This is a genomic window from Chitinophaga polysaccharea, assembly GCF_007829335.1.
Taxonomy (GTDB): Bacteria; Bacteroidota; Bacteroidia; order Chitinophagales; family Chitinophagaceae; genus Chitinophaga; species Chitinophaga polysaccharea_B.
Genome location: NZ_VIWO01000007.1, coordinates 249,765 through 276,744 on the forward strand (window position 1 = coordinate 249,765; position 26,980 = coordinate 276,744).

At 48.0% G+C, this 26,980-nt stretch carries 18 protein-coding genes and 1 tRNA gene; 10 read left to right on the top strand and 9 right to left on the bottom strand.

Annotated features, from left to right (window positions below; all coding sequences use genetic code 11):
- Positions 1-70: 70 nt before the first annotated feature.
- From FHW36_RS22560 to FHW36_RS22565, 3 genes are all read left to right on the top strand, one after another.
- The gene (locus tag FHW36_RS22560; RefSeq protein ID WP_186452564.1) at positions 71-589 is read left to right on the top strand and encodes an RNA polymerase sigma-70 factor; all 519 of its coding nucleotides are present in this window, start codon (positions 71-73) and stop codon (positions 587-589) included.
- A 106-nt stretch (positions 590-695) separates the two neighbouring features.
- Positions 696-860, top strand: a complete 165-nt coding sequence (locus tag FHW36_RS30595; RefSeq protein ID WP_168741659.1) for a hypothetical protein — start codon at positions 696-698, stop codon at positions 858-860.
- 96 nt (positions 861-956) lie between these two features.
- Entirely contained in the window at positions 957-1,937 is a 981-nt protein-coding gene (locus tag FHW36_RS22565; RefSeq protein WP_145672288.1) for a hypothetical protein, read from the top strand.
- On the opposite strand, the gene FHW36_RS22570 is transcribed toward FHW36_RS22565, so the two are convergent.
- Complete coding sequence (locus FHW36_RS22570; RefSeq protein ID WP_145672290.1) at positions 1,938-2,336, bottom strand: DUF4267 domain-containing protein; 399 nt, start codon at positions 2,334-2,336, stop codon at positions 1,938-1,940.
- 59 nt (positions 2,337-2,395) lie between these two features.
- On the bottom strand, positions 2,396-2,977 hold the full coding sequence (locus tag FHW36_RS22575; protein ID WP_145672292.1) for a Crp/Fnr family transcriptional regulator: 582 nt from the start codon (positions 2,975-2,977) through the stop codon (positions 2,396-2,398).
- A gap of 218 nt (positions 2,978-3,195) precedes the next feature.
- Here FHW36_RS22575 and FHW36_RS22580 point away from each other — a divergent pair, with 218 nt between their 5' ends.
- A complete protein-coding gene (locus tag FHW36_RS22580; protein ID WP_145672293.1) occupies positions 3,196-3,465 on the top strand; it encodes a hypothetical protein in 270 nt (89 codons plus the stop codon).
- Positions 3,466-3,521: 56 nt separating this feature from the next.
- Here the strand turns inward: FHW36_RS22580 and FHW36_RS22585 are convergent, their stop codons facing one another.
- The 7 genes from FHW36_RS22585 to FHW36_RS22615 all read right to left on the bottom strand — a co-directional run bounded on the left by FHW36_RS22585 (position 3,522) and on the right by FHW36_RS22615 (position 13,856).
- The gene (locus tag FHW36_RS22585; RefSeq protein WP_145672294.1) at positions 3,522-4,562 is read right to left on the bottom strand and encodes an isoaspartyl peptidase/L-asparaginase family protein; all 1,041 of its coding nucleotides are present in this window, start codon (positions 4,560-4,562) and stop codon (positions 3,522-3,524) included.
- A 21-nt stretch (positions 4,563-4,583) separates the two neighbouring features.
- Positions 4,584-5,627: a cyanophycinase gene (locus FHW36_RS22590; RefSeq protein ID WP_145672296.1), complete on the bottom strand. Its 1,044-nt coding sequence runs from the start codon at positions 5,625-5,627 to the stop codon at positions 4,584-4,586.
- A gap of 36 nt (positions 5,628-5,663) precedes the next feature.
- The gene (locus tag FHW36_RS22595) at positions 5,664-7,055 is read right to left on the bottom strand and encodes a RagB/SusD family nutrient uptake outer membrane protein (RefSeq protein ID WP_145672298.1); all 1,392 of its coding nucleotides are present in this window, start codon (positions 7,053-7,055) and stop codon (positions 5,664-5,666) included.
- A gap of 11 nt (positions 7,056-7,066) precedes the next feature.
- Positions 7,067-10,423, bottom strand: coding sequence for a SusC/RagA family TonB-linked outer membrane protein (locus tag FHW36_RS22600; RefSeq protein ID WP_222429149.1), 3,357 nt, complete (start codon positions 10,421-10,423; stop codon positions 7,067-7,069).
- Positions 10,424-10,530: 107 nt separating this feature from the next.
- Positions 10,531-11,574: a FecR domain-containing protein gene (locus FHW36_RS22605; protein WP_145672300.1), complete on the bottom strand. Its 1,044-nt coding sequence runs from the start codon at positions 11,572-11,574 to the stop codon at positions 10,531-10,533.
- Positions 11,575-11,666: 92 nt separating this feature from the next.
- Complete coding sequence (locus FHW36_RS22610) at positions 11,667-12,245, bottom strand: RNA polymerase sigma factor (RefSeq protein ID WP_145672302.1); 579 nt, start codon at positions 12,243-12,245, stop codon at positions 11,667-11,669.
- A gap of 87 nt (positions 12,246-12,332) precedes the next feature.
- The gene (locus FHW36_RS22615; RefSeq protein ID WP_145672304.1) at positions 12,333-13,856 is read right to left on the bottom strand and encodes a hypothetical protein; all 1,524 of its coding nucleotides are present in this window, start codon (positions 13,854-13,856) and stop codon (positions 12,333-12,335) included.
- Positions 13,857-14,061: 205 nt separating this feature from the next.
- Here FHW36_RS22615 and FHW36_RS22620 point away from each other — a divergent pair.
- The 6 genes from FHW36_RS22620 to FHW36_RS22645 all read left to right on the top strand — a co-directional run bounded on the left by FHW36_RS22620 (position 14,062) and on the right by FHW36_RS22645 (position 26,980).
- Positions 14,062-14,132, top strand: a tRNA-Gln gene (locus FHW36_RS22620).
- Positions 14,133-14,758: 626 nt separating this feature from the next.
- A complete protein-coding gene (locus FHW36_RS22625) occupies positions 14,759-18,832 on the top strand; it encodes a hybrid sensor histidine kinase/response regulator transcription factor (protein WP_145672306.1) in 4,074 nt (1,357 codons plus the stop codon).
- 203 nt (positions 18,833-19,035) lie between these two features.
- A complete protein-coding gene (locus FHW36_RS22630; RefSeq protein ID WP_145672308.1) occupies positions 19,036-22,227 on the top strand; it encodes a SusC/RagA family TonB-linked outer membrane protein in 3,192 nt (1,063 codons plus the stop codon).
- Between the two features lie 18 nt (positions 22,228-22,245).
- Positions 22,246-23,895 carry a RagB/SusD family nutrient uptake outer membrane protein gene (locus tag FHW36_RS22635; RefSeq protein ID WP_145672310.1) on the top strand — a complete coding sequence of 550 codons (1,650 nt, stop codon included), beginning with the start codon at positions 22,246-22,248 and terminating at the stop codon, positions 23,893-23,895.
- Positions 23,896-23,913: 18 nt separating this feature from the next.
- Positions 23,914-25,167, top strand: a complete 1,254-nt coding sequence (locus FHW36_RS22640) for a glycan-binding surface protein (protein WP_145672312.1) — start codon at positions 23,914-23,916, stop codon at positions 25,165-25,167.
- 67 nt (positions 25,168-25,234) lie between these two features.
- Complete coding sequence (locus FHW36_RS22645; RefSeq protein WP_145672313.1) at positions 25,235-26,980, top strand: alpha-L-arabinofuranosidase; 1,746 nt, start codon at positions 25,235-25,237, stop codon at positions 26,978-26,980.

A 26,980-nucleotide genomic window follows, 5' to 3' on the forward strand; every position in this document is an offset into this window, starting at 1 on the left:
CCCGGTTGATCATCATACTTGCAATGACTTATGGCAGGCAGCCAGGAGCGGCAACACAAAAGCGTTTGAGTTGCTGTACCGGGAGCTGGTGATCGTACTCAGCAACCAGGCCTTCCGCGTATTAAAAGACCGGGAACAAGTGAAAGATATTATCCAGGAAGTATTTATCAGTTTATATACCCGGAGAGATGAATTGCCGGAAGCCGTGAATATCGTTGGTTATCTTAACAATGCTGTAAAATATAAAGTATCTAACCAGCTGCGGAACCAATTGCTCAAAGAAAACCACCACCGGGTACTCATCCACCAGGCTCATCAGCAGGAGGTGGTGCCCCCTCTTCACCTGGAACAATATGAGCTGAAAAATAAAATTGCCCGCAGCATTAATATCCTGCCACAGAAATGCAGAGAGGTCTTTATGCTCAGCTACTACGGGAATATGGGCTACAAGGCGATTGCACAGGAAATGGGTATCTCTGTAAAAACAGTGGAAAAACATATGAGCAAGGCGTTACAGGTACTGCGCCGGGAATTAAAAGAAGAACATTACCTCGGTATGCTCCTGGTGGCTGCCAGCAGCCTGATTTAGCCCCTCAAAATTTAAGCAGTATTATCCCCCTCTGGTATGGTGATTGTGGCATATTATAACGAACTTTGTATCGTTCAACTTATTGTTACACCAAAACGTTACTGATATGGCACACGTAGAAATTCATCACAAGAGGAAGAGCAACACCACCTGGGTATGGATGATCATCATACTGCTTACGTTAATGGTTATTTTATTTGCCTTGATGCGCAGCACCGATAAGGTGGCTCCATCACCTATTCCACCTGCCAATACAGCTGTAAACGCGTAAAAACACCTGGCCTGGCGAGGATTTCGACACCCGTATTTTCACATATCACTACATAATATTTAAAATATTATGTTTTATTTGTGCCAAATAACCGGGATGAAATACTTATTGTGGTACTGTTTTCTGCTGCTTCCTTTTTTCTCGCATGGCCAGGAATTAACCTCCTATCGCGATACGGTACATAACTTTTCGGTGGGTATCCCTGCGGGGTGGCAGGTAATGCAGGCGCCTGCTCCGTCGCCTGTAAAACTCCTGGCAGGGCGGTTATCTGCCGACAGTACGCAGCGTATGCCGGAAAAATTCAATGTAACTATTATCGATGCGCCCAGGTCCAGTCTGTACGCGGAAGTAAAAAAACTGCTGAATTATACCCGTCACAACCCTTATTTTAAGCTGGTAGATTCCAGTACTATCATCAATAAAGGAAAGCGACAGTTCCGGATGGATGAAATACACCAGGAACCTAACATACCCGATACCTTTTTCGCCAGCATTTTCGTGTCTTATACGAATAACAAGGTATACCTGCTGACAGCATCTACCTTATTGCCATTTTCAGCCGATTTCCGGCCATTATTTCACCAGGTGGGCGCTTCATTCAAAACAGGGAAGGCCAGCCGGAAAGAACGCCTGAAAATCGCTTTTCCCGCCGCGGAAAAATGGAAGGCCATTATAGATACGGATGTGGATAACCTGGCCACCCGCCAGTTGTTGCCCGAAAATGAAACCCCGGATAACTGGACCCAGCTGCTGAATGAAATGACGATGGAACAGGGCCAGGTAACTAGTATCGACCAGGCTATTAAAAGCTTTACGGGGGCCGCTCTGCAGCAATCCCCCAATGCTACCGTGACTTTGCTGGCGAAAGAAAATCTCCCCAAACGCCGCTGGGCGTTATTTAAAGTAGAAAGCCCGGTGTCTGCGGTACAGGCGCCACAATCGCAACTCTACTACGTCATGCAGGGACCGGAGGCATTTCATGTGGTATTTATTGCAAGAAAGGAATCTTTCCTCCTGCCATCCTTTATCAAAACCTGGGGAGATATTTTCCGGAAAAGCCAGATCGTATACGAATAATTAGGCCGGCAGTATTGCCTTACGGCCGGAAAACCAGGTTCCGGCGGCAGCAATGGCGGTTAAAACAATCGCCGTAATATGCGGCATGGCCGTCATTACATTACCATGTGTAGCCTGTAATACCAGCGTCATATCTGTAAAAGGAATCATGATACCCACCAGCAACACTACGATCAGGGCTTTTCTTTCATTCATAGCCGCCAGTAGCACGATGATCATGCCGGTAAATAAATCGCGGATACCTTTGATGTAGTGAAAAGAGTAATCTCCATTTTCCTGGAAATGCAAACCAAAACCAATCTCCCCTGCTTCCGGCTGCAACAGGAATTTTAAACCGATATATACCAATATTAACCCGGAACAGATAGTGAGGTACTTAAAGAAATTTGAACGTGTCATAGCTGATAGTTTTATAACACAAATTTCCGTCAGGCAGAGAAGGATTTCATGCACCCAGGTTAATTAATTCCCTTGGCCATCCTTTTCCGGATCCGGCTAAGCGACTGCGGCTTTACGCCTATATAAGATGCAATCATATACTGTGGGATACGATGTTGTATGGCCTGGAACATTTCAAAAAACTCGTGGTACCGTTGCTCCGGTGTTCCCGTATAAAGGGAGGTAATTTGCTTCGCCGACCTGATAAATACGTCTTCTATGATGAGCCGCCCCATGCGATCACCCTCCCGGAAAGTGTCGTACAGGCGCTGCAAATCTTCCGCAGAAATGGTCCATAAAATAGTGGGTTCCACCGCGATAATACTTTTGGTAGATGGCGTACGGGTGAGCATACTTTCGTGCAGCCCAACCCACTCATTTTCGCTGGAAAAATAAAAAGTGACCTCTTCTCCGTTATGGTTCGTTAAATACCTGACCAGCCCCTGTTCTATGAAGGCCACCCGGGTGGCTACCTTTCCTTCCTGCAGGAAGTATTCGTTTTTCTTCAGCGTAACCCGTTTAACGAAATCAGGTAACATTTGTTCTTCCTCTTCCGACAAGCGGATCAGATATCTAATGGATGCGACTAGTTGCTGGTTCATAAGTATCAAATGTATAAAAATTATCAAAAGAGCTGCTTTTATGGAAGATGGTAGCCTGGTGCCTGTTTCCCGCCAACGCAAAGAAGAAATATTAAAGCACCTGGTGAAATAAATCGCCGGTGTTGTGTATTTCTTTACGCACTCGTAAAATACTGATCAGTTGTAAATCAATCACTTCTACATGGTGTAGTGTTTGGAGCTGATTCTATAAAAACGCTATGCAAAAAGTACCTGAAACACCTGGTCCACTGCGGGACAATGACCTGCAGCCGGATGATGTGGTGCTGAACCAGCAGCAACCCGTACCGCCCAAAGGCAACCAGGATGAGCAATCACGGTCAGCGGCCGACCATTCGGATGAGTTGGAAGAAGAAGAAATGGAAGATGAACAAATAGATGATTTGCTGGAAGAAGAGCATATTACCGACGAAGATATCAATCCTACATTTCCGGAAGAAGATGATGCCGAAAAAGGCCCCATGAAGTGATAAGATATAAACGGATACAGGTAAGTAATGTTACCTGCATCCGTTTATATTGTTTATTAATCTTTATAAATAAAGACTTCTATTTTACCGTCTTTGGTAACACTACCGCGGTACATGCCTTCTGTATTGAAAGACATGGTCATATTACCTTTTTTATCGAGCGCAATCAGGCCGCCATCGCCACCCATATCGCCTACTTTTTTAATCACTGTTTTGCCCGCCTGTTGCACCGTATAGCCTTTATACTCCATCAGGGCAGATAAATCGTACGCTACTACATTACGAATATAAAATTCGCCCCAGCCGGTACAGGAGATAGCAGCAGTTTCGTTATTGGCGTAGGTACCCGCGCCAATAATGGGCGAATCGCCGATGCGACCGAATTTTTTATCCGTCATACCTCCGGTAGAAGTAGCAGCCGCCAGGTTACCCTGTTTATCCAGGGCCACCGCGCCAACAGTACCGAATTTATAATCCCTGTTCTTAATACCCAGCTTGCCGGGGCTATTCGATACGTGCGTTTTAAGTGCCGCAATAGAATCATCTTTCAAGGCCCTTTGCAGGTCGTTCCAGCGCGTTTCTGTTCTGAAGTAGGAAGGATCTACTATGACCAGTCCTGCTTCTTTGGCAAACTTATCAGCACCGGGGCCTACCAGCATCACGTGCTCTGATTTTTCCATCACAGCGCGGGCGGCGGTGATGGGGTTGCGCACGGTGGTAACACCCGCTACTGCACCGGCAGCTTTAGTTTTACCGTTCATGATAGCAGCATCCAGCTCATTCCGGCCATCGTGTGTAAATACAGCACCTTTACCGGCGTTGAAGAGGGAGTCGTCTTCCAGTACTTTTACCGTAGCTTCTACCGCATCGAGACTGCTGGCGCCTGATTGCAGTACCCGGTAGCCCGTTTCCAGGGCTTTCTTCAGGGAAGCTTTATAAGCAGCTTCTTTCTCCGGCGTCATATTCTTTTTCAGGATAGTACCAGCTCCACCATGGATCACCAATACATAAGAAGGCATTTTTTCCTGCGCCATAGCCGGCGTTAAAAACGATATCCAGGATACCAGGAAAAACAAATAACTAAACCGTGCTTTCATATCAAACTTTATTAGAAATCATCAAATTGCTTTTTTCTTCAGTTGCCCTTTTTCCACCCACCACCAATACCAGCTACCGCCGCTGGCTTTGGCCGGGTCGAAGTCGGCTACGGAAAAGCTGCCGTTGCCACTGGCCGAAGCAGGAATTTCATACACTTTCAATGCCTGCCCGGCATGGTTCCATTCCAACGGGTGACCCTTCTCACAAAGTTCTGGTTTTTTAAGACTATCTGTCATAATAAAACAGGCTTTGCTTACGCCATATACCGTGGCCATCCCGTTTTCATCGATACATACCGCCGTTTTCTCGTCAGGTGCAATACCGCGCGGGAAAACAGCATTGTCTTTTATAATACGGCTCATAAAGGTAACATGTCTGCCTTCGCGGTGACGTTTCAGGTAGTGCTGGTCGCTGATTACCTGCTGCAGGTATGGTGCGTGGAGAAAGTCGTTGTTGTACAGCTTTACGAGTGAATCATATGGGTTGGCGAGTACCGCATTGGATACGGCACTTCCTCCTTCTCCGCTGTAATACCAACCGCTCAAAATAGCGCAGCCAGCGCTGGTGCCGCCTACCGGCACTTTCTTTTCCTGCAGCAGGTAATTAATGGCTGCATCTACTTTGGTACCTCTCCATTGCTGCATATATCTCGACTGATCGCCACCGGCAATAAACAGCATCTCTGCATGGCGGATAAGGTACGCCACCGTGTCGTTGTTGGCCAACTCCCGATTGGTAATGTTCAGGGTTTCCACTGAGTTAACCTTCCCCAGCGAATCGATATCTGCGTTATAGCCGCCATTGCCGGAAGCAGTGAGTACCACTACATCTCCACCGCCACTGCGCGATAGCATCCATTGAAAAGCGCCGTCTACATTACCTCCACCACCAATCAACACCACGCCGCCTTTCACTGGCGTGGAAACATCAGCCGTATCGCCAATAAAACCGATGGACGCAGGACGCCCGGGAATAACGGGCATTTTGGGGGCAGATTGATAGCAGGCGGAAAAACAGGTAGCCGTTGCCGTTATAAGCGGAAAAAAGAGCTGATTTATTTTCATCTGATCGTTGTTATGGTTTTACCGTAACCCGGAAGACTAGTAGCCCGGGTTTTGTTTCATGTTTTTGTTGGCTTTGGTTTCTGCGTCAGGAATAGGGAAAACATATCCCTTGTCGCCGGGCTTCAGCAATACTTTGCCTTGCGCATTGATGGCATCTTCCGGGTTCCTGGTTACAGAAAGATTTCTTCTTCTGAGGTCAAACAATCGTTGTCCCTCGAAGGCCAGTTCTTTGAAACGTTCGGTATAAATAGCGTTGATCAGGGCATCTTTTCCGGCAAATGCCTCCGGCGTGTAACCATTGATACGGGCAGCCCGCAGGGCGTTGAGATCAGCGGCGCCGTCGGTCACTTTATTTTTTTCCGCCAGCGCTTCGGCACGGATCAGGTACATTTCCCCGGTCCTGAACAACTTGATATCAGCCAGGCCAGGATTACCAGCAGGGCCGAAATACTTGTTCACGATATATTTTGAGGTGCCATCGCCGCGGGTATCATCATACAGGATGTAAGCAGGATAACGCACGTCATTATTCTTGTCAAACAGGTTAATCAGTTCAAAGGAAGGTGCATAATACACGATGTCGCCATCATAATAGATAGCGCCTACCGGGTCATCTGCGCCGGCTACCTGTTTCAGTTTCCAGATCACCTCGGCCGATTTGGTATCTTTCCAGATACCGGGAAATTCGCTGGCAGTAGCCAATGGCAGGGCATCAATGGCTTCCGTGGCATAGGTGATGGCATCCTCCCATTTTTTCTGGTACAGTGCTACGCGGGCACGGATGGCGGCAACACCGGTACGGGTAATCCTGGTATTATCGTCTGCATCGGCAGGAATCAGTGTACTGGCCAGCTGCAGGTCTTTTTCTATACCTGCCATCACTTCTCCAAAAGTATTACGGGCGGGGAAACTGTTGATGGAAGTATCCATCAGGGGCACGCCCATGGCGGCCGGGTCGTATGCTTCTGCATAACTCTGTAACAGCTGGAAATGGCAATAGGCGCGCAGTGCCAGTCCTTCGCCACGGTATTTGTCTTTCAGGGCAATATCATCGCCTTTGGCGGGCACGCGGTTAATAGCGGCCAGCACCCGGTTCACGCGATCCAGTGTAATGTAATATTCTCCAAAAGAACCGGTAATGGTAGTGGTACCCGGGTCTATTTGCCAGCGGTAAGTGGCAATGCCTCTTCCCAGGTTGTTTTCATTGGGCAACATACATTCATCTGTTACCAGCGAAACGCTATAGATTGTATTATAGGTAAGCTGCGTATAAGCGCCCAGCAGTCCGCCATTGAGGTCGGCCACATTGCGGAAGGTTCTTTCCGGGTCAATAATGGAGTCGGTAGGTTGCAGGTCCAGCTGCTTGTTGCAGGAAAATAAAACGAACGGCAGCAGTAGTGCGATATATTTTAAATGACGAAACATCATAGTTGCTGATTTTAGAAATTAACATTCAGGCCAAAGGTGTAGGTCCGAGCACTGGGATAGTCAAACATGCCTTCCCCAGTATTATTTTCCGGATCAAAGCTTTTCCATTTGGTCCAGGTATAGAGGTTTTGCGCCTGCGCAAATACTTGTATACCCTGTACAAATTTCAAATGCGTTAATAATTGTTTCGGGAAGTTATACCCGATGTTCACATTCCTTAAACGGATATAAGAAGCGTCCTGGATATCTTTCGAAGAGTAGTTCCGCGCAGCAGTGATCCTGGGCAGGATGGCGTGATCACCGGGCTTTTTCCAGCGGTCGTACAACATACGCTTCGATTGATTGCTGCTGGCGAAAGAAGGATTTTCGTTGTAATAGTCTTCGTTCAGGTAACGCATGGCTTTATCCGCAAACGTAAACAGGGCGTTGGCATAAAATCCTTTCCAGTTAAGCGACGTATTGAAACCACCCGTAAAGGGGGGAATATAGGTACCAAATTCTGCTACGCTCAGTGCTGTTTCGTTGTAGTTGGAAGTTTTCTTACCCTGGCGATCGTAGTATTGCGGATCACCGGTTTCGGGATCTACGCCGGCCCATTTAGGCGCGTAGTGGGAACCGTAGGGTAATCCTACTCTTACAATCTGGGAAAGACCCTGGGTAAATTCGCCTGCGCCACCCAGGTCGGTGATCACATTTTTATTATAGGCAAAATTGGCGCCTACACTCCAGGTAAAGTCTTTACGGCGGATCACATCTCCCTGGATATCCACTTCTATCCCCCTGTTGCGCATGGCGCCTGAGTTCAGGAACATGCTGTAGAAGCCTGAGGTGATGGACATCGGTTGATCTACAAACAGGTTGTTGGTTACTTTATTATATACATCGGTAACGAGGCGGATGCGGTTATTCCATACACCGAGATCGAAGCCTACGTTAAGTTCTTTGGCATACTCCCAGTCGTAGGCCGGGTTACCGGGTTGCGCAGGGACAATAGCAGGGATGCCACCGTACTGGTCTGTTTTATAGGTACGGAAATAGGCGAATGGTCCGAGCCCGGAAAATGGATTCGCGGAAGTACCGTAGCTGGCACGGAAGCGCAGGTTATTGATAAAGTTGTTATCTGCCAGGAAATTTTCCTTCTTCACTTCCCAACCCAGGCCAAAGGAATAGAAACCATGCCAGCGGTTGTTGATCGGCACGGTGGAAGCGCCATCACGCCGGTAGCTGGCGTTGACGGTATATTTTTCGTTGAAGGTATAACGGCCTACTGCAATATACGATGCCAATGCACTTTGTGTACGGCCGCCATGCAGCAACGGCGTGTAGGGCGAACCTGGGGTAATGGCAGCCGGTGTAGCCGGCAGGCGGCCATCGAGGTCGTAACCGGTATAATCGAAAGAACGGTAGTTATTTTTTGTAAACTCGAAGTATCCGGATACTTCGAAGTCATGCATTTTGTTAATTATTTTAGACCAGGTAAGTCCTGAAGTACTTACCAGGGTGAAGTTGCGGGTAGTGCCTTCGCCGAAGCTGCCTTTGGAACCGTTGTCAATTTTATAGCCGGAGTAAGAATCGGGATTGACATATTGTTCAGCAACAGTTTCCCTGAAGTCCAATCCCAGTCGCGTTTTCGCCACCAGTCCTTTTGCCAGTTGGTAATTCAGCGATGTACCGATAATACTTTTCAGCTGATTTTCTTTGCTGGAGGTATTCAACATAGCTTCCAGCGCACGGCTGCCTTCACGGGGGTCCAATGTGGGATATTTGTCGCGGTTGTACCGGGTCATGAGTGTACCATCGGGCGCGTAGGGATATTCGTAGGGCATGGCATAGTAGACGGCGGACAAGGTGTTATCGCCGTTGCTGGAGCCTTCCCGCCGGATAAAGGAGGACTCGGAGTAGGCGAGCCCGATGTTAATATTGGCGGTTAATCTGCCGGCATTAAAGTCTACGTTATTTTTCAGGCTATAGCGTCTGAGTCCCGACCGCCGGGCGATACCCTGTTGATCGAAATAATTCACAGAGCTATAAAATCTCACGTTATCATTGCCGCCGCTGGCGCTTAACTGATGTTCCTGGAACTTACCTGTTTGCAGGAATATTTTTCTCCAGTTGGTGTTCATGCCTCTGAGGCTATCGAGGATGTGGTTGGCTTGCTGTTGTTCTTGTGGGGTTTTGGTGGCATAGTCAGGATTTTTGGGAGAATAATCCCAGCCGGGGCCATTACTTTCGCCGGTTTCCAGGCCTACTTCTTCCTGGAACTGCAGCACTTCGGCCGAATTCATCATCTGGTATTTGGGGGTGGTCATGTTGGAAAAACCGTATTGCGACTTATACGCGATGCCCACTTTACCGGATTGGCCTTTTTTGGTAGTGATTACGATCACGCCGTTGGAGCCGCGGGATCCGTACAGGGCTTTGGCGGATGCGTCTTTCAGTACCGTAACGGAGGCAATATCTTCGGGGTTAATACCCTGGAATTGGCCGGATTCGATGGGGATTCCATCCATTACGTAGAGGGCAGCGGAGCTGCCATTGATAGTACCAACGCCCCTGATGGTTACTTTAGCACTGGCGCCGGGCTGGCCGGAGCCGGCAGATACCACCATGCCGGGCACGCGTCCCTGCAGGATCTGGTCGAAGCTGGCCATAGGTACCTGGGTAATTTTATCGGCGCCCACTACGCCGGAAGCGGCGGTAGATTTATCCCGGGCATAGTTCGTATAGCCAGTAACCGTTACCGCATTCAGGGTTTTGATATCTTCAATGAGCTTCACATTTATTTCGGATCGCTGGTCAATATCTACCTGTTGGCTTACATAGCCTACCAGGGAGAACTGGAGCGATTTAGCGTTGTCGGGTACATTCAGGGTATAGGTACCGTCGGTATGCGTGAGGGTACCGATGGTAGTGCCGGTTGCTCTTACGGTAACACCGGGGAGCGGAAGATTATCTGTTCCCCGCACGGTTCCATGGATGGCAATGTCCACTGCCGCCTTAGCGGCTGCATCGGCGTAAATCACCACCAGCCCGTCTTCCTTGAGCCGGTAGGCCAGTCCTGTACCGGCGAGCGCCTGGGCCATTACCGCATCCAGGGTAGCCTCTTTGGCAAAAACGGCGACCTTTTTATCGGCGGGCAGTGTTTTATCATGAAACACAAACCGGTAGGCGGTTTGATGTTCCAGTGTTTTCAGCAGTTGCCTGATACTGGTTTCTTTTGCCTGCAGGGTAATGGTTTCCTGTGCGGAACAAGTGGCTTGTACCTGCAGGCAGATTAAAAAAAGAAAGACTGTCAATTTCATAGTTAGCAGCAGTTTGCCGGTGGGAACAGGTTTTCCCCTCCACTCCAGGAATACAAGTTTTAACATACCTTTGATGTTGGTTTAGTAAATGATCAAATCCGACATTTTTCTGACCTAAGTCCGGGGGAAGTGTTCCAGCACTTCCCCTTTTTTATTTTTGGTTGATATATCGTTTACTTACTGATAATAATTTCTCCGTTGAGCATTTTAAAATTAAATGGATACGATAATTGCAGCGCGTCCAACGCTTTTATGATTGTTTCACTCTCGAAAGTCCCTGAATAGCGGTACTGCTTCACGGTATCGTCGGCAAATACGACCCGGATGCCATACCATTTTTCCAATTTGGCAGCGATTTGTTCCAGCGGTTCATTCTCTATTTCCAGCCGGTTTCTTACCCAGGCAATTTCCCTGGCTTTGTGATTTACCGGGTCTGCATCCAATGGCGCTACTGTAAGAGGAGTGGTTGTATTGGTTGTTAATTTCTGATTAGGTGCTAATACTATTTTCTGTGCGGGTTTACCGGCCAGCGTTACCTCTATCTTTCCTTTAAACAGGGCGGTGGCTGTTTGTCCGCTACCTGTATAAGCGCTGACATTAAAAACAGTGCCCAGCACTTTGATATCGAGTGCAGCGGTATGTACAATAAAGGGAAACCGTGCATTTTGGGTAACATCGAAAAAGGCTTCACCGGTAAGGGTGAGGCTCCTGTTGCTGTGATTAAATCCTGGCGCCAGTTGTATGGCGCTGTTTTGCCGTAAAACGATTGCAGAGCCATCGGGCAATACCACCGTTTTCCGCGGCTCGCCGCCAGCCACGATAGCGGTGGCCTTTTCAGCAGGGCCGGACTGATGCCGTAAAAAAAATAATACGCCGGCAGCCAGCACAAGTATCCCTCCGATCATGGCGGCATATGGCCATACACGCCGGGACTGGCGTATTGTTACAGGGGCAGTTTCTTCCAACAATGCCTGATGCAGTAACTCATAGCGTGCAATCCCATCTTCCAGGTGCTTTAGCTGCTCCAGGCGATTGCCCTGGCCAGCCGATAGCAAGATCACCATATGGCGGGCTTCGGCTACAGCAGCGCTTTTTTCAGGATGCCGGATGATCCAGTTTTCCCAAAACTGCATATCTGCCTCCTGCTCTTCCAGGCAATAGCGCTGGAAAGATTCATCGCAAGCAAAATCGATGGCTTCGTAATCCTGGAAATTCATGTAGGTAATGCCTTTGGATATACAGACGGCATAAAGCAGCTTTTTTCCTAAGTATTCTTCAATATTTTTTTGGGAGAGAGAAAGAGTGCTGTTTATTTCAGCACTTTTCTTAACGTCTTGATGGCATCATAGATCGTATTATAGGCCGTTTTCACGGTTTGCGATGTCTGGGCGGCAATTTGCTCGTAGGTCATTCCTTCAAAAAATTTCAGCCTTACCAGCTCTATCTGCCGGGGAGTTAACGCTTTCAGTGCCTGTTGCAGGCGGTGCTTGATTTCTTCGTCCTGTTGGCTGCGGATAATCATTTCTTCGTACGACAGCTCATTCTCCGCTTCCTTATCGGTCATCCGGTGAATAGCCGCATGGATCTTAGCCTGGTAGGCCAACTGATCGAGTAGTTGCCGCTTCAGGGCGGTAAACAGATAGCCCTGCACATTTGTTACCGGTGGCAGTGTAGCCTGCTTGGTCCATAGCTGCAGGAACAACTGGGTAATACAATCTTTTACCAGTTCATCGTTGCTCCCCATTTTCAATCCAAATCGCAGCAAATGTGAATAGGTGTTATTATACAACGCGAACAACGCCTGTTTGTCGCCTTTTCTCAGGCGCTCCCAATAAATATGATTGTCGTCTTCATAAACATCCATGCGCTGTTGTTGTATGCTGAACATGACCGGTGAAAAAGATGTACACAATACAGGCTTCTTCTGCTGGTTAAGATACAGCGAAAAAAACTTTATCGGGCATATCTTCTTTGTTCAGATACCCAGCATCACCAGTTCATCTTCCGCCGCTATTTCTTCCGGCGAGCGCTCCGGCATATCGATGATCTCTGTCAGCAACAACGTATATCCCAGCAATAATACGATGAGCAATACCTGGTAACGCAGCACAATAGGTGCTGCAAACACGCTGAAGCCAAAGTTGAGCAGGATGAAAGTCCAGCATAACAACAGGGCAAGGTTAAATTTACGGGAGGTACGCCTGATGCCTTTCCTGATAAGGTAACGGATCGTTTCCTCCAGGAACAGTACATGACAAACAACGATCAGCCAGGGAAATATAGCCATGAGCGTTAGTTGTGTATCTCCGTATTTACCAACGGGCTTTTCTTTTGCGCCATCTGTAAAGAAAGCTGCCACATTTTGCAGGTTGGATCCCATATAAGGGCGGTTATAAGCTGCCAGCACTTCCATTTCAGGGAAGAGGTACTGTTTGGCGTTAGGCCATATGTAATAGTGCAAAAAGTCCCAGGGATATTTTTTTATCATGTACACACCATAACTACCAAACAGGGGCGCCACATTCGCCCAGCCTGTATAGGTATCTTTTCCCGGGTGCGCCTGGTTATAACGCGCCAGCATGATCTTCTGAGGTCCACCGTTATCCCACATAAATGCCGACCCCACACGGGGATCTATCCTGCCTTTGCCCTGTTTCAACAAGGTACAATACTGGTACACCAGCTTGTGCATAGGTTCCAACTCAGCAGGTACGCCAGTGGAATCTATTTTAACATACTGCAGCATATACATGGAGTTATTCATCATCTGCCAGCCGCTAAAAGCGGAAAACAAACGTATGCCCGCATGCTCATAACTCTTTTGGCGCACAAACAATACAAAGGCGGTAATCAGCACCACCGGCAGCAAAATAGCTGTTATCTTCTGCCAGGGCCGGTACCGGGAGCACAGGATAGGAATCAATGCCACCAGCGGATAAAACATGGCGTTATAACGTATGGTAAATGCCGCCCCCAACACCAGCCCATGCAATACCAGCAAAGTGGTGGTAGGCTTGTGCAGGATCCACAACAGCAAGGTAATCCAGGTCAGTCCCAATGACAAAAACAAGGCATCTGAAATAAAATAATTGCCCAGGAAAGGAAACAAGGGGTTGATGAGCAGGAAAGCATAAAACCCGTAACGGAAATAGCTTTCGGGATGAAAGATATATACCACGCTGAAATAAAAGAAGAAAGCGCTTATCTCCAGCAAAGTAAATTGCAATACTGCCAGCACGGTTTCTGAGTGCGACACCTGGTGAAACAGCCATAGAAACTTGGAATACCCGATAGGCCAGATATTATAATCCATATGCTTCAGGGTTGTTTCCATATAGGACCCGGTATCGGACGTAAAATCCATATATGGAAAAAAATGTTTAAACACCACCATTTTAATCACGGCCATTACTACCGCACCTGCCAGTAACAGTTGGTTCCGGCGATGGGCAAAGATAAAGGAGGGACGCAGGAAAGAAGTAGTGGTTGTTAACAGCATAATTTGAGGGTATTGATTGCAGGGTTTTACAAATGCGCTTGCGCTTACAAGAATAAGGGAAGAGGCTGAAATGACAATTCAGTGGCATATAAATACCTGGCTGCCACGCTATTACGGGATATTTTTTTCACAAACCGTAATAAAAAGGGCTTAAAAATTTGGTATTTATGAGAAAAGTTATAATTTCGCGGTCCTGATTTACTATTGCCTGATAGTATAACGGTAGTACGACAGACTCTGACTCTGTTTGTCTTGGTTCGAATCCAGGTCAGGCAACAATAAAAAACCCACTCTGAGAGTGGGTTTAATTTTTAAATAGCACGCCGCAATGATAGTATCACATGATACTATCATTTTTTTTAAATCTAAGCAGGAGTTAAATTTCTTCCCATCGAAGCGGTGGTAAAAAAAGCCAGCAGGACTATTACAAAGCACTCAGTATTGCCGACAAATCGGGGAACTCCACTGTATTTATCGAATTTATGCTCACGGTAATAGAGGACACCTTAAACGAACTGTCCTTGAGGCGCTTTTCCGGAAACAGATTTTCCGGCAGTTACGCCTGCTTTATCTATATATAAATCAGCAATACCCAAATCCTGTGCAAGCTTCTCTCCCATCTCAGGAGAAGCAGCAATAGCCTACCGTTGCTTGATAAGAGCATTTTTAATCTGATGATATAATGCTGGTGATGTCATTATACAAGTTTACAAATTTTAAAGATTCAACACTTATTAAAATAGCTAGCACCTGATATAATTTTATAGCTACCTATATGCATTATACATATGATGATAAATTTCTCACTCCCTTAATGCTTTTAAATGTAAAAACGACAACTAATCCTCCACTGCTTTTATCTCGTAATATGTTATATTTATACTACGCCACTACCACACGTTATGTTAAAGACAACGCTACTGATCTCACTGTTATTATATCTCCTGCTACCTGCCAATGCCCAGGAGTTTTCCTCGCTGAATGTAAACAACGGTCTTTCCAATAACCAGGTAAATTGCATCTTTAAAGATAATCGTGGATTCATGTGGTTTGGTACCATGAGTGGCCTGAATCGCTACGATGGCTTTAACTGCAGGGTATTCCGGCATAGTGCCACCGATTCCACTTCCATCTCCGACGACTATGTTACCGCCATTACTGCCGCCCCCAGCAACCGGTTGTTTATACGCACCCGGAATGGCGATGTGTTGTATGATCCGGTTACCGAACAATTTACCAATGCCGCCGGCTGGCTAAAAAGTAAAGGCCTGCCCATTACCGGAATTACCGCCCTACAGCAAACCAGCCAATCCTGCTGGATAGGCTACCAGGACGGTAACATCTATCAGCTGACGGGGGAAAAAGCACAACGCTGGCAATACCATGCAGGTGTACCGGTAGCAGATATTACACCCACTGCGCAGGGGCAGTTAGGCGTTCTTTACATCAACGGCGAGCTGGATATACTACAGGAAAAAAACGGGCAACTGCTGTCTCATACCGATACACTCACCCGCTTCATCGATAACCGGCCGTTATCCCTCCGCCTCTTTACCGATGCGCAGTTCGACAAATGGATATATATGCCAGGCACCGATTTCGGCATCGTTTATATCAACAGCAAAACCGGCACTGTACGACGGCTCACATCCAAAAATAGCGCGCTTAACAACGATATCATTAACGGTATTGTACAGGATGAAAAAGGACATATCTGGATAGGTACCGATCATGGTGGTATCAATGTATTGAATAAGGCCGACTTCAGCTGTTATTATCTCCGAAAACGTGCGGAGGATGTAAAGAGCATCGCCGAAAACACCATTTATACCCTGTATAAAGATAACCTGGGCATCATTTGGTGCGGTACCTACAAACGGGGCGTTAGTTACTACGCAGAAAACATGATGAAGTTTTCATTGTATGTACACAAATACGCCGATCCGCAGAGTTTAAGCTATAACGATGTCAACTGCTTTACGGAAGACAGGAAAGGAAATATATGGATCGGCTCCAACGGCGGAGGGCTTATCTATTTCGATCGCCAGGCCAATACATTCTCACAGCTAAAACATGATCCGGGTAACGACAACAGCATCAGCAGCGACGTCATCTTAAGCCTGTTTTTAGACAGTGATAACAGCCTGTGGATTGGATACTACTTCGGTGGCCTCGACCACTACAACAACGGCCGCATTACCCATTACCGGCCAGGCGCCGCCAATAACAGCCTGGGTAGCAAAAGTGTATGGAAGATCTATAAGGATAGTCAGCAGAATTTTTGGATTGGCACCCTGGGAGGAGGCCTCGACCGCTTCGATCAGTCGGCCGGTTTGTTCTACCACAACAATGCCAACATTCCCAACTCCGTTCACTCCAATTTCATTACGGACCTGGCGGAAGACCGCAAAGGCAATTTATGGATAGGCACTGCCTACGGCATCGATGTACTGGATAAAGCTAAAGGCGTATACATTCACTACCTGCACGACTCGCACCAACTAAGTAATGATAATACCAACTCCCTGCTCTGCGACAGCCGCGGCATCATGTGGGTTGGTACCCGCGATGGACTTAGTGCCTATGATCCCGACAAACAACAGTTCATCGTTTTTCGTATGAAAGACGGGCTGCCCGATAATAACATTATTTCCATCCTGGAAGACAACGACCATCACCTTTGGGTAAGCACTTCCAATGGCCTGAGTAAAATAACGGTGCTACCGGAAAAGAATGGCAGGATCAACATCAACTGCCATAACTACGATGAAAAAGATGGCCTGCAGGGCAATGCGTTTAACATCAACGCCGCACTCAAACTCAAATCCGGCGAACTGGCATTTGGTGGCTACGATGGCTTCAATATTTTTAACCCGGCAGCTGTAAAACCCATCCGGCAGGAACCACCCATTGTATTTACCAGCCTGCAACTATTTAACCGCACCATTGCGGTAAATGAAACCATACACCACCACGTTATACTCCCTGCCGCGATGCCGGAAACCCGGGAAATCGTATTGCGACATGATGAAAACGATTTTTCCATCGATTTCGCCACACTCGATTTTACCAATACCGATAAAAACCGCTATACCTATGCCTATAAACTGGAAGGGTTTAATAAAGAATGGCAAACCACCGATGGAAAATCCAGGCGTATTAACTACACCAATATCAACCCCGGCAACTATACCTTATACCTGCGGGTAGTCAGCGATGACCAGGTGAATCAATGGAAGGGCATCTCCTTGCATATACGCATCCTGCCACCCTTCTGGGCCACGCCGTTGGCCTACATCGCTTACCTGCTGTTGATAACGGCTATCCTGCTGCTGCTGAGAAAGATTGTACTTCGCCGGGCGCAGCGCCGTTTTGCGCTGGAACAGGAAAGGCGCGAAGCCCGGCAGTTGCACGAACTGGACATGCTCAAAATCAAACTGTTCACCAATCTCAGTCACGAATTCAAAACACCCGTTTCGCTGATCATGGCGCCCCTGGAGGAAGTCATTGCCCATGAAGCCGACCATAACTTCCGCCACAAGCTATACCTGATCCGCCGTAATGCCAAACGACTACTTTACCTGGCTAACCAGTTGATGGATTTTCGGAAGATGGAAATGCAGGAGCTAAAGTTAAATCCGGCTAATGGCGACATTATCGCGTTTATCCGCGACGTGGTATACTCGTTTACAGACCTGGCTGAACGCAAACAGGTGGAATTTTCCTTTTTTGCCGAAAATGAAACCTTATTTACCAGCTTCGATCACGATAAAATAGAGCGCATATTATTTAACCTGCTCTCCAATGCCTTTAAATTCACCCTCTCCGGGGGCAGTGTAAAAGTATTTACCAGCTATACCCTAACAAACGATCAGGCCCTTCTCGAAATCCGGGTCGAAGATACCGGGATCGGGATCCCCCCGGAACGGCATGAGAAAATCTTTGAGCAGTTTTTCCACAGCAACTCTCCCGGCGGATTTGTAAACCAGGGCAGCGGTATAGGCCTGGCCATTACCCGGGAATTCATCAAACTCTGTAAAGGCTCCATTAGGGTGAACAGCGAGGTGAATAAGGGAACTACCTTTACCCTTCACGTACCCCTGGAAATACTGCCGGCTACCACTATGCCGCCGGAACCTACCGTCACCACCAACTTAGTGGCTCCTGCCTTGCCCGAACCCATCACTCCTGAACCTGCCACCAGGCTTAAACAGGAAGAGCAACAAACCATCCTCCTGGTAGAAGATAACGACGACTTCCGCTTTTACCTGAAAGAAAACATGAAAGCTCACTATCATATTATTGAGGCAACCGATGGCGTCGGCGGCTGGCAAAAAACCCTGTCGGCCCATCCCGACCTGGTAGTAAGCGATGTAAATATGCCTGCCATGAACGGCCTGGCCCTCTGTACCAAAATCAAAAGCGATAGCCGCACCCGGCAGATTCCCGTGATATTACTGACCGCCCTCGCAGCGGAAGAAGAACAGTTGCGCGGACTGGAAAACGGTGCAGACGACTATATTATTAAACCCGTACGGTTTGAAATTATGCTCTCCCGGGTACGTAACCTATTGGCACGCAAGGCGCCAGCCAAACAAATGGTCGTGTTGCCACCACCAAAAGATACCACCACCATATTATCGGCCGATGAAAAGTTCATCCAAAAAGCCCTGGAAATTGTGAATAAACATTTATCCAACGCCAATTTCTCCGTAGAAGAACTAAGCCGGGAACTGTTCATGAACCGGGTGTCCGTTTACCGGCGCATCTATAGTATTACCGGGCAGCCTCCTATTGAGTTTATCAGGGGAGTACGCTTACAACGGGCAGCCCAACTGCTTACCCAAACAGAAATGAATGTGGCAGAAGTAGCCTACGAAGTGGGCTTCAACAACCCGAAATATTTTACTAAGTACTTCAAAATGATGTACCAGGTGCTGCCTTCCGCCTATGCTGCCACCATGAAAAAAGAATAATTGCAACAAAATATACCCTCGTCCATATACATTTGATACCCTTGCCATGCAACATAATAACCTGAATTATAAACATCCGGATACCCTGCGTTAGGATCAATAAGAATAACTTTATCCTCATCGCCACAATGCTACGTCTATGAAATAGCAAAACCAAAGTCAGTAGAAGATTCCTTTTTTAAAAATTTTTAATTTCTCCACGTATGAAAAGAGCCAGTATTACTGGAAGGCCATCTCTATGGATATGGCTAACGATCACTTGCTGTGCCCTTGCTTTTACTGCAAGCGCACAAAATCCACCTCCAGGAAAAAAAATTACCGGTACCGTTACTGCCCACGAGTCCGGACAACCTGTGCCCGGTGCCTCTATTGTTTTTAAAGGCACTACCACCGGAGTAGCCACCGATGCCCTGGGTAAATTCAGTATTGCTGCTGCCCCTGGTCAGGTACTCACCGTCAGCTCTATTGGTTTTAGCACGAAAGAGGTAACCGTAGGCAATGGCGCTGTTCAGAATATTATTATCAGCGAATCCAGGAGCTCTCTGCAGGACGTAGTGGTAATAGGCTACGGCACCATGAAGAAAACAGACCAGAGTAGCGCCCAGGTATCTATTTCTTCTGCCGATATCAACAAAACGATTAACACTACCCTGGACCAGGCCATACAGGGCCGCGCCGCCGGCGTATATGTAACCCAGAATTCCGGTCAACCCGGTGGTGGTATCTCCGTTAATATCCGCGGTGTAAATACCATCGGTGGCACCAATGAGCCATTGTATGTGATAGATGGCGTACAGATACAACCGGCAGTGGTATCTTATGGCGTTACCAGTTCCGTGAACCCGCTGGCAGGTATCAATCCATCTGATATTGAGTCCATGGAAATATTACAGGGCCCTTCTGCCACTGCGGTATATGGTTCCCGCGCCACCAACGGGGTGGTACTGATTACCACCAAAAGGGGACAGGCAGGCCTGAAAGTAAGTTATAACTATCTCTATACTTCCCAGGAAAGGCCGGAAGAAGTGAATACGATGAGCCTGCAGCAATTTGCCATGATGAGCAACGAAATTGCCAGCCAGCTGAATCGCACACCCACAGCAGAGTTCAAAAATCCTTCTGTGCTCGGCGCAGGCACTAACTGGCAACAGGCGCTCTTTAAAGTAGCTCCCTTACAAAAACACCAGATCACCGTCAGCAACGGGAATAAAAGCACCAACTACTATATGGGCGGCGAATACTTCTCCCAACAAGGGGTGGCCATTGGGTCTAATTTTGATCGCTATTCCTTCCGGCTCAATCTCGATAACAAAGCATTCGACTGGCTCAAATTAAGCACCTCCCTTAATTTCTACCAGACGAAAGAAAAGCTGGGCGCTACCAGCGAAGATGTAATCAGAAACGCGATCAATCTTGCGCCTAATATCCCTGTAAAAAATCCGGATGGCAGCTGGGGCGGCGCCACTACTAATGAATTTGGTAACAACGCGCAGTACGCCCCGCTCAACCCGGTAGCCATCGCCAACCTGGTTAACAACAACTATAAAAGAACCGGAGGCCTCGGCGGCGTGAGCGCAGAACTAAATCTTATACCAGGGCTTACCTTCCGCACCAGCTTTAACGGCAACTTCGAATATGCCGATGGATCTAAATTTACGCCTACGTACCAGCTGGGATATGCTTCCAATGAAAAAGCTACCCTCAGCATCAGTACCAACAAAAATTTCTACTGGAACCTCAATGAACTATTACAGTACAATAAAACATTCGGGAAACACAGCATCAGTGTAATGGCCAGCCATGAAGCACAGGCCTGGAATTACCAGAGCTTTTCCGCTTCCCGTACCGGCTTCGCGAGCAACGAAATCCCTTCACTCAATCTCGGTAATGCCCAGGGACAAACCACCGGTTCAGGCAAAGGTTCCGGCGCATTGGAGTCTTACCTCGGACGTATCAACTATATCTACAACGATAAATATATTCTCCAGCTGGCCGGCCGTGCAGACGGATCTTCCAACTTCGGCACCAACAACAAATGGGGCTACTTTCCCTCTGTATCAGCAGCATGGCGCATTTCCAATGAACCCTTCATGAAAAATGCGAGCTTCATCAATGATCTCAAACTGCGGGCAGAATATGGCACCACCGGCAACACCGGTGGCGGCGGCGCACAATATGCACGGCTCAACGCCGTAACCACTCCATGGGGAACCGGTTTCGCTACGGCGCTATATGGGAATGAAAACATAAAATGGGAATCTACCACCACAAAAAATATAGGCTTCAACATCAGTGTGCTGGACAACAGGATACAACTGGAAGGCGACTACTACATCAAAAAAACAGATAACCTCCTGCTGCTAAATCCTTTACCCGCCTACATGGGCACACAGGGGGAAGGCGCCATTACACCTCCCACCATCAACATCGGTTCCTTGCAGAACAAAGGTTTCGGTATCACCTTAAACACCGTGAATATCAAGAGCGGTAGCGGTTTTGTGTGGAGAACCAATTTTAATATCTCTTCCTTTAAAACCAAAATCCTCCAGTTTTATTCAGACAACGCCTTTGTTTCTCACAGCGCCTGGTATATGAACAACTTCAGTGAACGCGCCGCTGTAGGACAAGCACCCTGGCTGTTTTATGGCTACGTGGCCGATGGCATATTCGCTTCCGTAGATGAGATCAACAAGAGCGCTATCCCCACAAAAGCAGATGGCAGTCGCCTCGATGTATCAAAAGACGGCGGCGTATGGGTAGGCGATATCAAATACAAAGACCTGAATGGCGACAATGTAATCGACTCCCGTGACCAGACCTTTATCGGGAATCCCTGGCCCAAATTTACCTTCGGGTTCACCAATACCTTTTCCTATAAAGGTTTTGATCTGAGCGTGCTGATTACCGGTTCACAAGGCAATGATATTTACAACTATCTGCGCTTTGAAAATACCAACCCCAATAACATCAACCTCGGACGCAACCTGCTGGTAGAAGCTTTCGACTATGCCCGGTTTACCAACGACGGAGATAAATCTACCCTGCTCAATCCCGGCACCAAAGTACCCAGGATTACCGGTTCAGATGTAAATGGCAACGGCAACCGCTTCACCAATCTCTTCGTGGAAGACGGCTCCTACATACGGATCAAGAATGTGCAACTGGGATATAATGTACCTAACTCGCTCCTGAGAAAGCAACCGGTTATAAAAGCGGTAAGGCTTTCTGTTGGCGTACAAAACCTGGCCACTTTCACAAAATATAAGGGCTATGATCCGGAAGTAGGCGCTTCCATTGGTAAAGAAGTACAACTCAACAGCCAGTTCTATGGCGTGGATGGCGGCCGCTATCCTTTAACCAGGATGTATTCTGCCAGCGTTGCAGTTGATTTTTAAAGCAGTAAAAAAATGACCATGAATTATCGTTCATATACAAAATACCTGACCGCATTCGTAATACTGGCTATCCTGGGTAGCTGCAGCAAGGACTTCCTGAACAGGCCACCGGAAGACAGCATTGTGGATGCCAACTTCTACCAGACTTCCGACCAGGTATGGGCTGGTACCGCCCCGCTCTATGGCCTGGTATGGTTTGCCTACAACGACAAAGCCTCCCACGGCTTAGGCGATGGAAGAGGCGGTGTGCTTATGTCGGGCTCCTACCAGGTAGAAAATATCCGCATGCAAACCACCGATGTTACGCCGGAAGTATACAGTTCCTGGACAGCGTTCTTCAACGTGGTAGCACAATCCAATATGGCTATCAACAACGTTACCAAGTACACAGCCAAGAGCGTACCCGACAACGTTAAAAACGGCGCTATTGCAGAAGGCCGTTTTATGCGGGCACTCGCCTATTCCTACCTGGTGCAGAACTGGGGACCGGTGCCGGTAATTGTGGATAACAACGTATTGGTAACAGATACTTCTATCAGTCGCAATACCGTAGAATCTGTATGGGGCTTCATTATCCGCGAGTTTCGCTATGCAGCCGCCAACCTGCCCACTGTACCGGTGCAAAAAGGTCGCTTAACCAAATGGTCGGCCGAAGGGATGCTGGCAAAAGCATACCTTACCCGCGCAGGCGTAGGCAGTGGCCAAACACGGCGACAAACTGATCTCGACAGTGCAAAATGGTTTGCCAAAGATGTGATCAGCAACAGCGGCGCAGCACTCATGAGTAATTATGAAGACCTGTTCCTGACGAAAAATAATAACAACGCCGAAAGCCTGTTCTCCCTGCAATGGAAATATGATGGCGACTGGGGTACACAAAACAGCGTGCAGGCATTCCTCGCCTATGGCTCCGAAATCACCGGCTTTGCGGATGGATGGGGCAGTGACCTGGGCGCTTCGCTGGACCAGCTAAAATTATATTCTCCCAACGACAAAAGACGTAAAGGCACCTTTATGTACCCTGGTGATCATTACGCTTATATTCATCAGTCGGTAGATGATCCCAATAATCCCGGCAAGAAAATCATCCAGGAACTACAAGTTCCCTGGCGATATAATGGAACCGAGCGATATAACACCCGGGCATGGGTGAAAAAATATGTAGTAGGCCGGCCGGAAGACAATGATGGAAAAGTAACCCAACAGCATACAGAAATTAGCACATACATGCTGCGGTTAGCAGATGTATACCTTATATATGCAGAAGCAATACTCGGCAACGCCGCCAGCACGGCCGACGGAGAGGCGCTTACCTATTTTAATGCCGTGCGTCAGCGCGCCGGACTGCTACCCAAAACCAGCATTACCTGGGATGATATCTATAAGGAAAGAAGATTGGAACTGGCCATGGAAGGACAAGCGTGGTACGACATCCTGCGCCTGCATTATTACAATCCACTAAAGGCAATCAGCATACTGAATGCACAGGACAAAGGCTCCTACCGCATTGTACCTGATAAGGAAACCAATGCTACCAGCTGGACTGTCACCTCTGATACACCGGCATTTTACCCGGTAACAGAAAGCAACTTCCTGCTGCCACTGCCGGCCGCTGAATTATCGGCCGCTCCCAATCTCCGGAAACCACCGGTACCTTATCCTTATTAATCTTCAAAATGAACTTGTATGACGCACAATAATCCTGCATTTCATAAACAATATGGCGGCCTGGTTACAGGTATGCTGGCCATCTTGTGCCTGCTCCTGTCCTGCTCTAAAAACAATGACCAGTCCGGTCCGCCGGTGATCAATAAAGTCACTATGCTCGATTCTACCCTGCAAGACAGCACGTTCACCAAAGCCTTGCCAGGTACGTTGATCCTCATTACTGGTCAAAACCTGGGAGGAGTGGTAAGTATTGCTTTCAATGGCGCCAACGCCTACTTTAATCCTACTTACAATACCAGTACACATATCATTCTCACGATCCCGTCCAACGCACCTACCGAAGCTACGGATCCCAAAGTGCCCAACCAGATCCACCTGGTTACCACCCACGGGGAACTCACGTATACTTTTGTAGTGGATATCCCACCTCCATCTATAGCGGCTATTTCCAATGAAAATGCACTTCCCGGCGACTCCCTTATTATTTATGGTTCCAGCCTGTTCCTGATAGATAAGATCACGTTCCCCGGGGGAAAAGAAGTGACATCGGTTGCCACCAACGCTGCGGGTACACGTGCAGGCCTCATTATGCCCGATTTGGGCAGCGATACCGGCCGGCTGGTCATACATGCCAAATTCGGTACTGCGATGTCTGACGGACCTTTAAATGACCATGCCAGCGGAGATGTGATCAGTAACCTGACCAACAGCGGCGAAAGCGGTGAACCACCTGTATTCAACTGGGCCTGGTGGGGCGCTAACAGAACCAGCGACGCTGCGCTATTTCCAGGCACCCGTGGCGGATATCTACAGAACATCTTTGGTGGCGTGGGCGCTAATGATGGCGGATGGTGGAATGGCAACCGGTCTGGCAACTTCAACGATGTAGCCATGTTTGCCACCGATGTACTTACTAAAGAAGCTGCTCAGTATGCATTGAAATTCGAAATCAATACCAAAGAGCCATGGACAGCCGGCATCAACGTACTTCGCTTCAACGATAAATATGCTTTCCGGTATATGCCATGGCAAAACGCCGACAACAAAACCTTTGACACCAAAAACAAATGGCAAACGGTAACGGTTAACCTCTCTGCATTCCGGCTTGCCGACAACGGGGTGGAAGGTACCGGTGCAGCTGCTGTAGTAATGGGCGACCTGCTGAAAAGCGATGGCAAGGTAACTTTCGGATACCGTATCATCACAGAAAGTGCTGGTGTAGACGTATACAATACCGCCTACGACAACTTCAGGATCGTAAAGATAAAATAGTGGTCAACCGCGCGCCCGCCTCATGGGCAGGGTGCGCGGTATTCAAAGGGAAGCATAATCTGTTCAGATGAAAAACATAAACGATAGCACACTACGTTGTCTCCTGTTTTGTTCGTTAGCAGCCTGTGGTAAAAAGTCTACCTTACCCAACAACAATAACAACGGTAATCATCCTGATACTGTTATTACCGTAGTTACGCCCCCCGATCCGGCTACCGCACTGACAGAAGGTTTTTTTAAAGAGGGATGGACCGCCAGGAGCTTTACTGCGCCTGCATTTAAAGAAGCGATAGTACCAACAAGCGCCAATGACACGGTGAACGTGGACGCAGCTACAATTGTTACAAAAATTTCACCGGCGTTGTTTGGCAACAATGCCAACCTGTATATGACACAGATGGTGACCGAGCCCGCCCTGCTGGGGCATATTACCAAACTTCATCCCGGCATTATCCGGTTTCCTGGCGGTAACCTCAGCAGCGTTTACTTCTGGAATGCCGCCCCCGGAAATTTACCAGCCGATGCACCGGCCAACCTTCCTGATATGAATGGCACCATGGCGAATGCCGGTTATTGGTTCGGGCGTAATAACGATAGCTGGACGCTTTCGTTGGATAACTACTACCGCATGTTGCAACAAACCAGCAATGAAGGTATCATTACGCTCAACTACGGTTATGCCAGGTATGGTACAGGGCCGAATCCTGTAGCCGCTGCCGCCCATCTCGCCGCCGATTGGGTGAGGTATGATAATGGTCGCACGAAATACTGGGAAATAGGCAACGAAAGCAATGGCACCTGGCAAGCTGGTTATCGCATCGACCAGTCGCAGAATAAGGACGGGCAACCCTTACTGGTAACCGGCGACCTGTATGGCCGCCATGCTAAAATATTTATCGACTCTCTCCGTAAAGCGGCTACCGAAATTGGTAAGCCAATTTACATTGGCGTACAGCTGTTGGAGCAGCAACCCGCCAGCTGGGCCACGCCTACCGATAAAAGCTGGAACAGTGGCGTATTACAACAAGCCGGCAACATAGCAGATTATTTTATTGTACACAGCTACTATACGCCTTACAATACCAACTCTACCCCGCTGGAAATACTGGCATCTGCCAGCACCGTTACCAAAGGCATCTGCGACTTTGTTACCAGCTCCTGCCAGGCTGCCGGCGTGAGCGCCAGGCCCCTGGCGCTTACGGAATGGAATATTTTTGCTACCGGCTCCCAACAAATGGTGTCGCAGGTAGCAGGCATGCATGCGGTGATGGTACTGGAAGAGCTGATGAAAAATAAGTTTGGAATGGCCAGCCGCTGGGACCTCTCCAACGCATGGGATAATGGAAATGACCATGGCCTTTTCAGCACCGGCGACGCTGCCTCCGGTGAATCAAAATGGAATCCCCGCCCTGCCTTTTATTACCTCTACTTCTTGCAAAAAACATTAGGCGACAGGTGCATCAATACCACTGCCACCAATACCAGCATTCTCTCCTATGCCTCTACTTTCAGCTCAGGAGAAATATCTACGGTATTGGTCAACAAAGGAAATACGCCCCGGAATGTACAGCTTACCTTCAAAAATTTTAATGCCGGCAACCGGTTCTATTGGTATACACTCAACGGCGGAGAAGGTGTTACCGGGTTTGGCAGAAAAGTATTTGTAAATGGCAACGGTCCGGATGGCTCCGCCGGAGGCCCTAAGGATTATGAAAATGTAAAGGCCAATGCCGCCCTTACACAGAACGGTATTAAAGTAGTCTTGCCACCAATGTCGGTGGCATACGTTGTGATAGAAAAAAAACAACCGTAG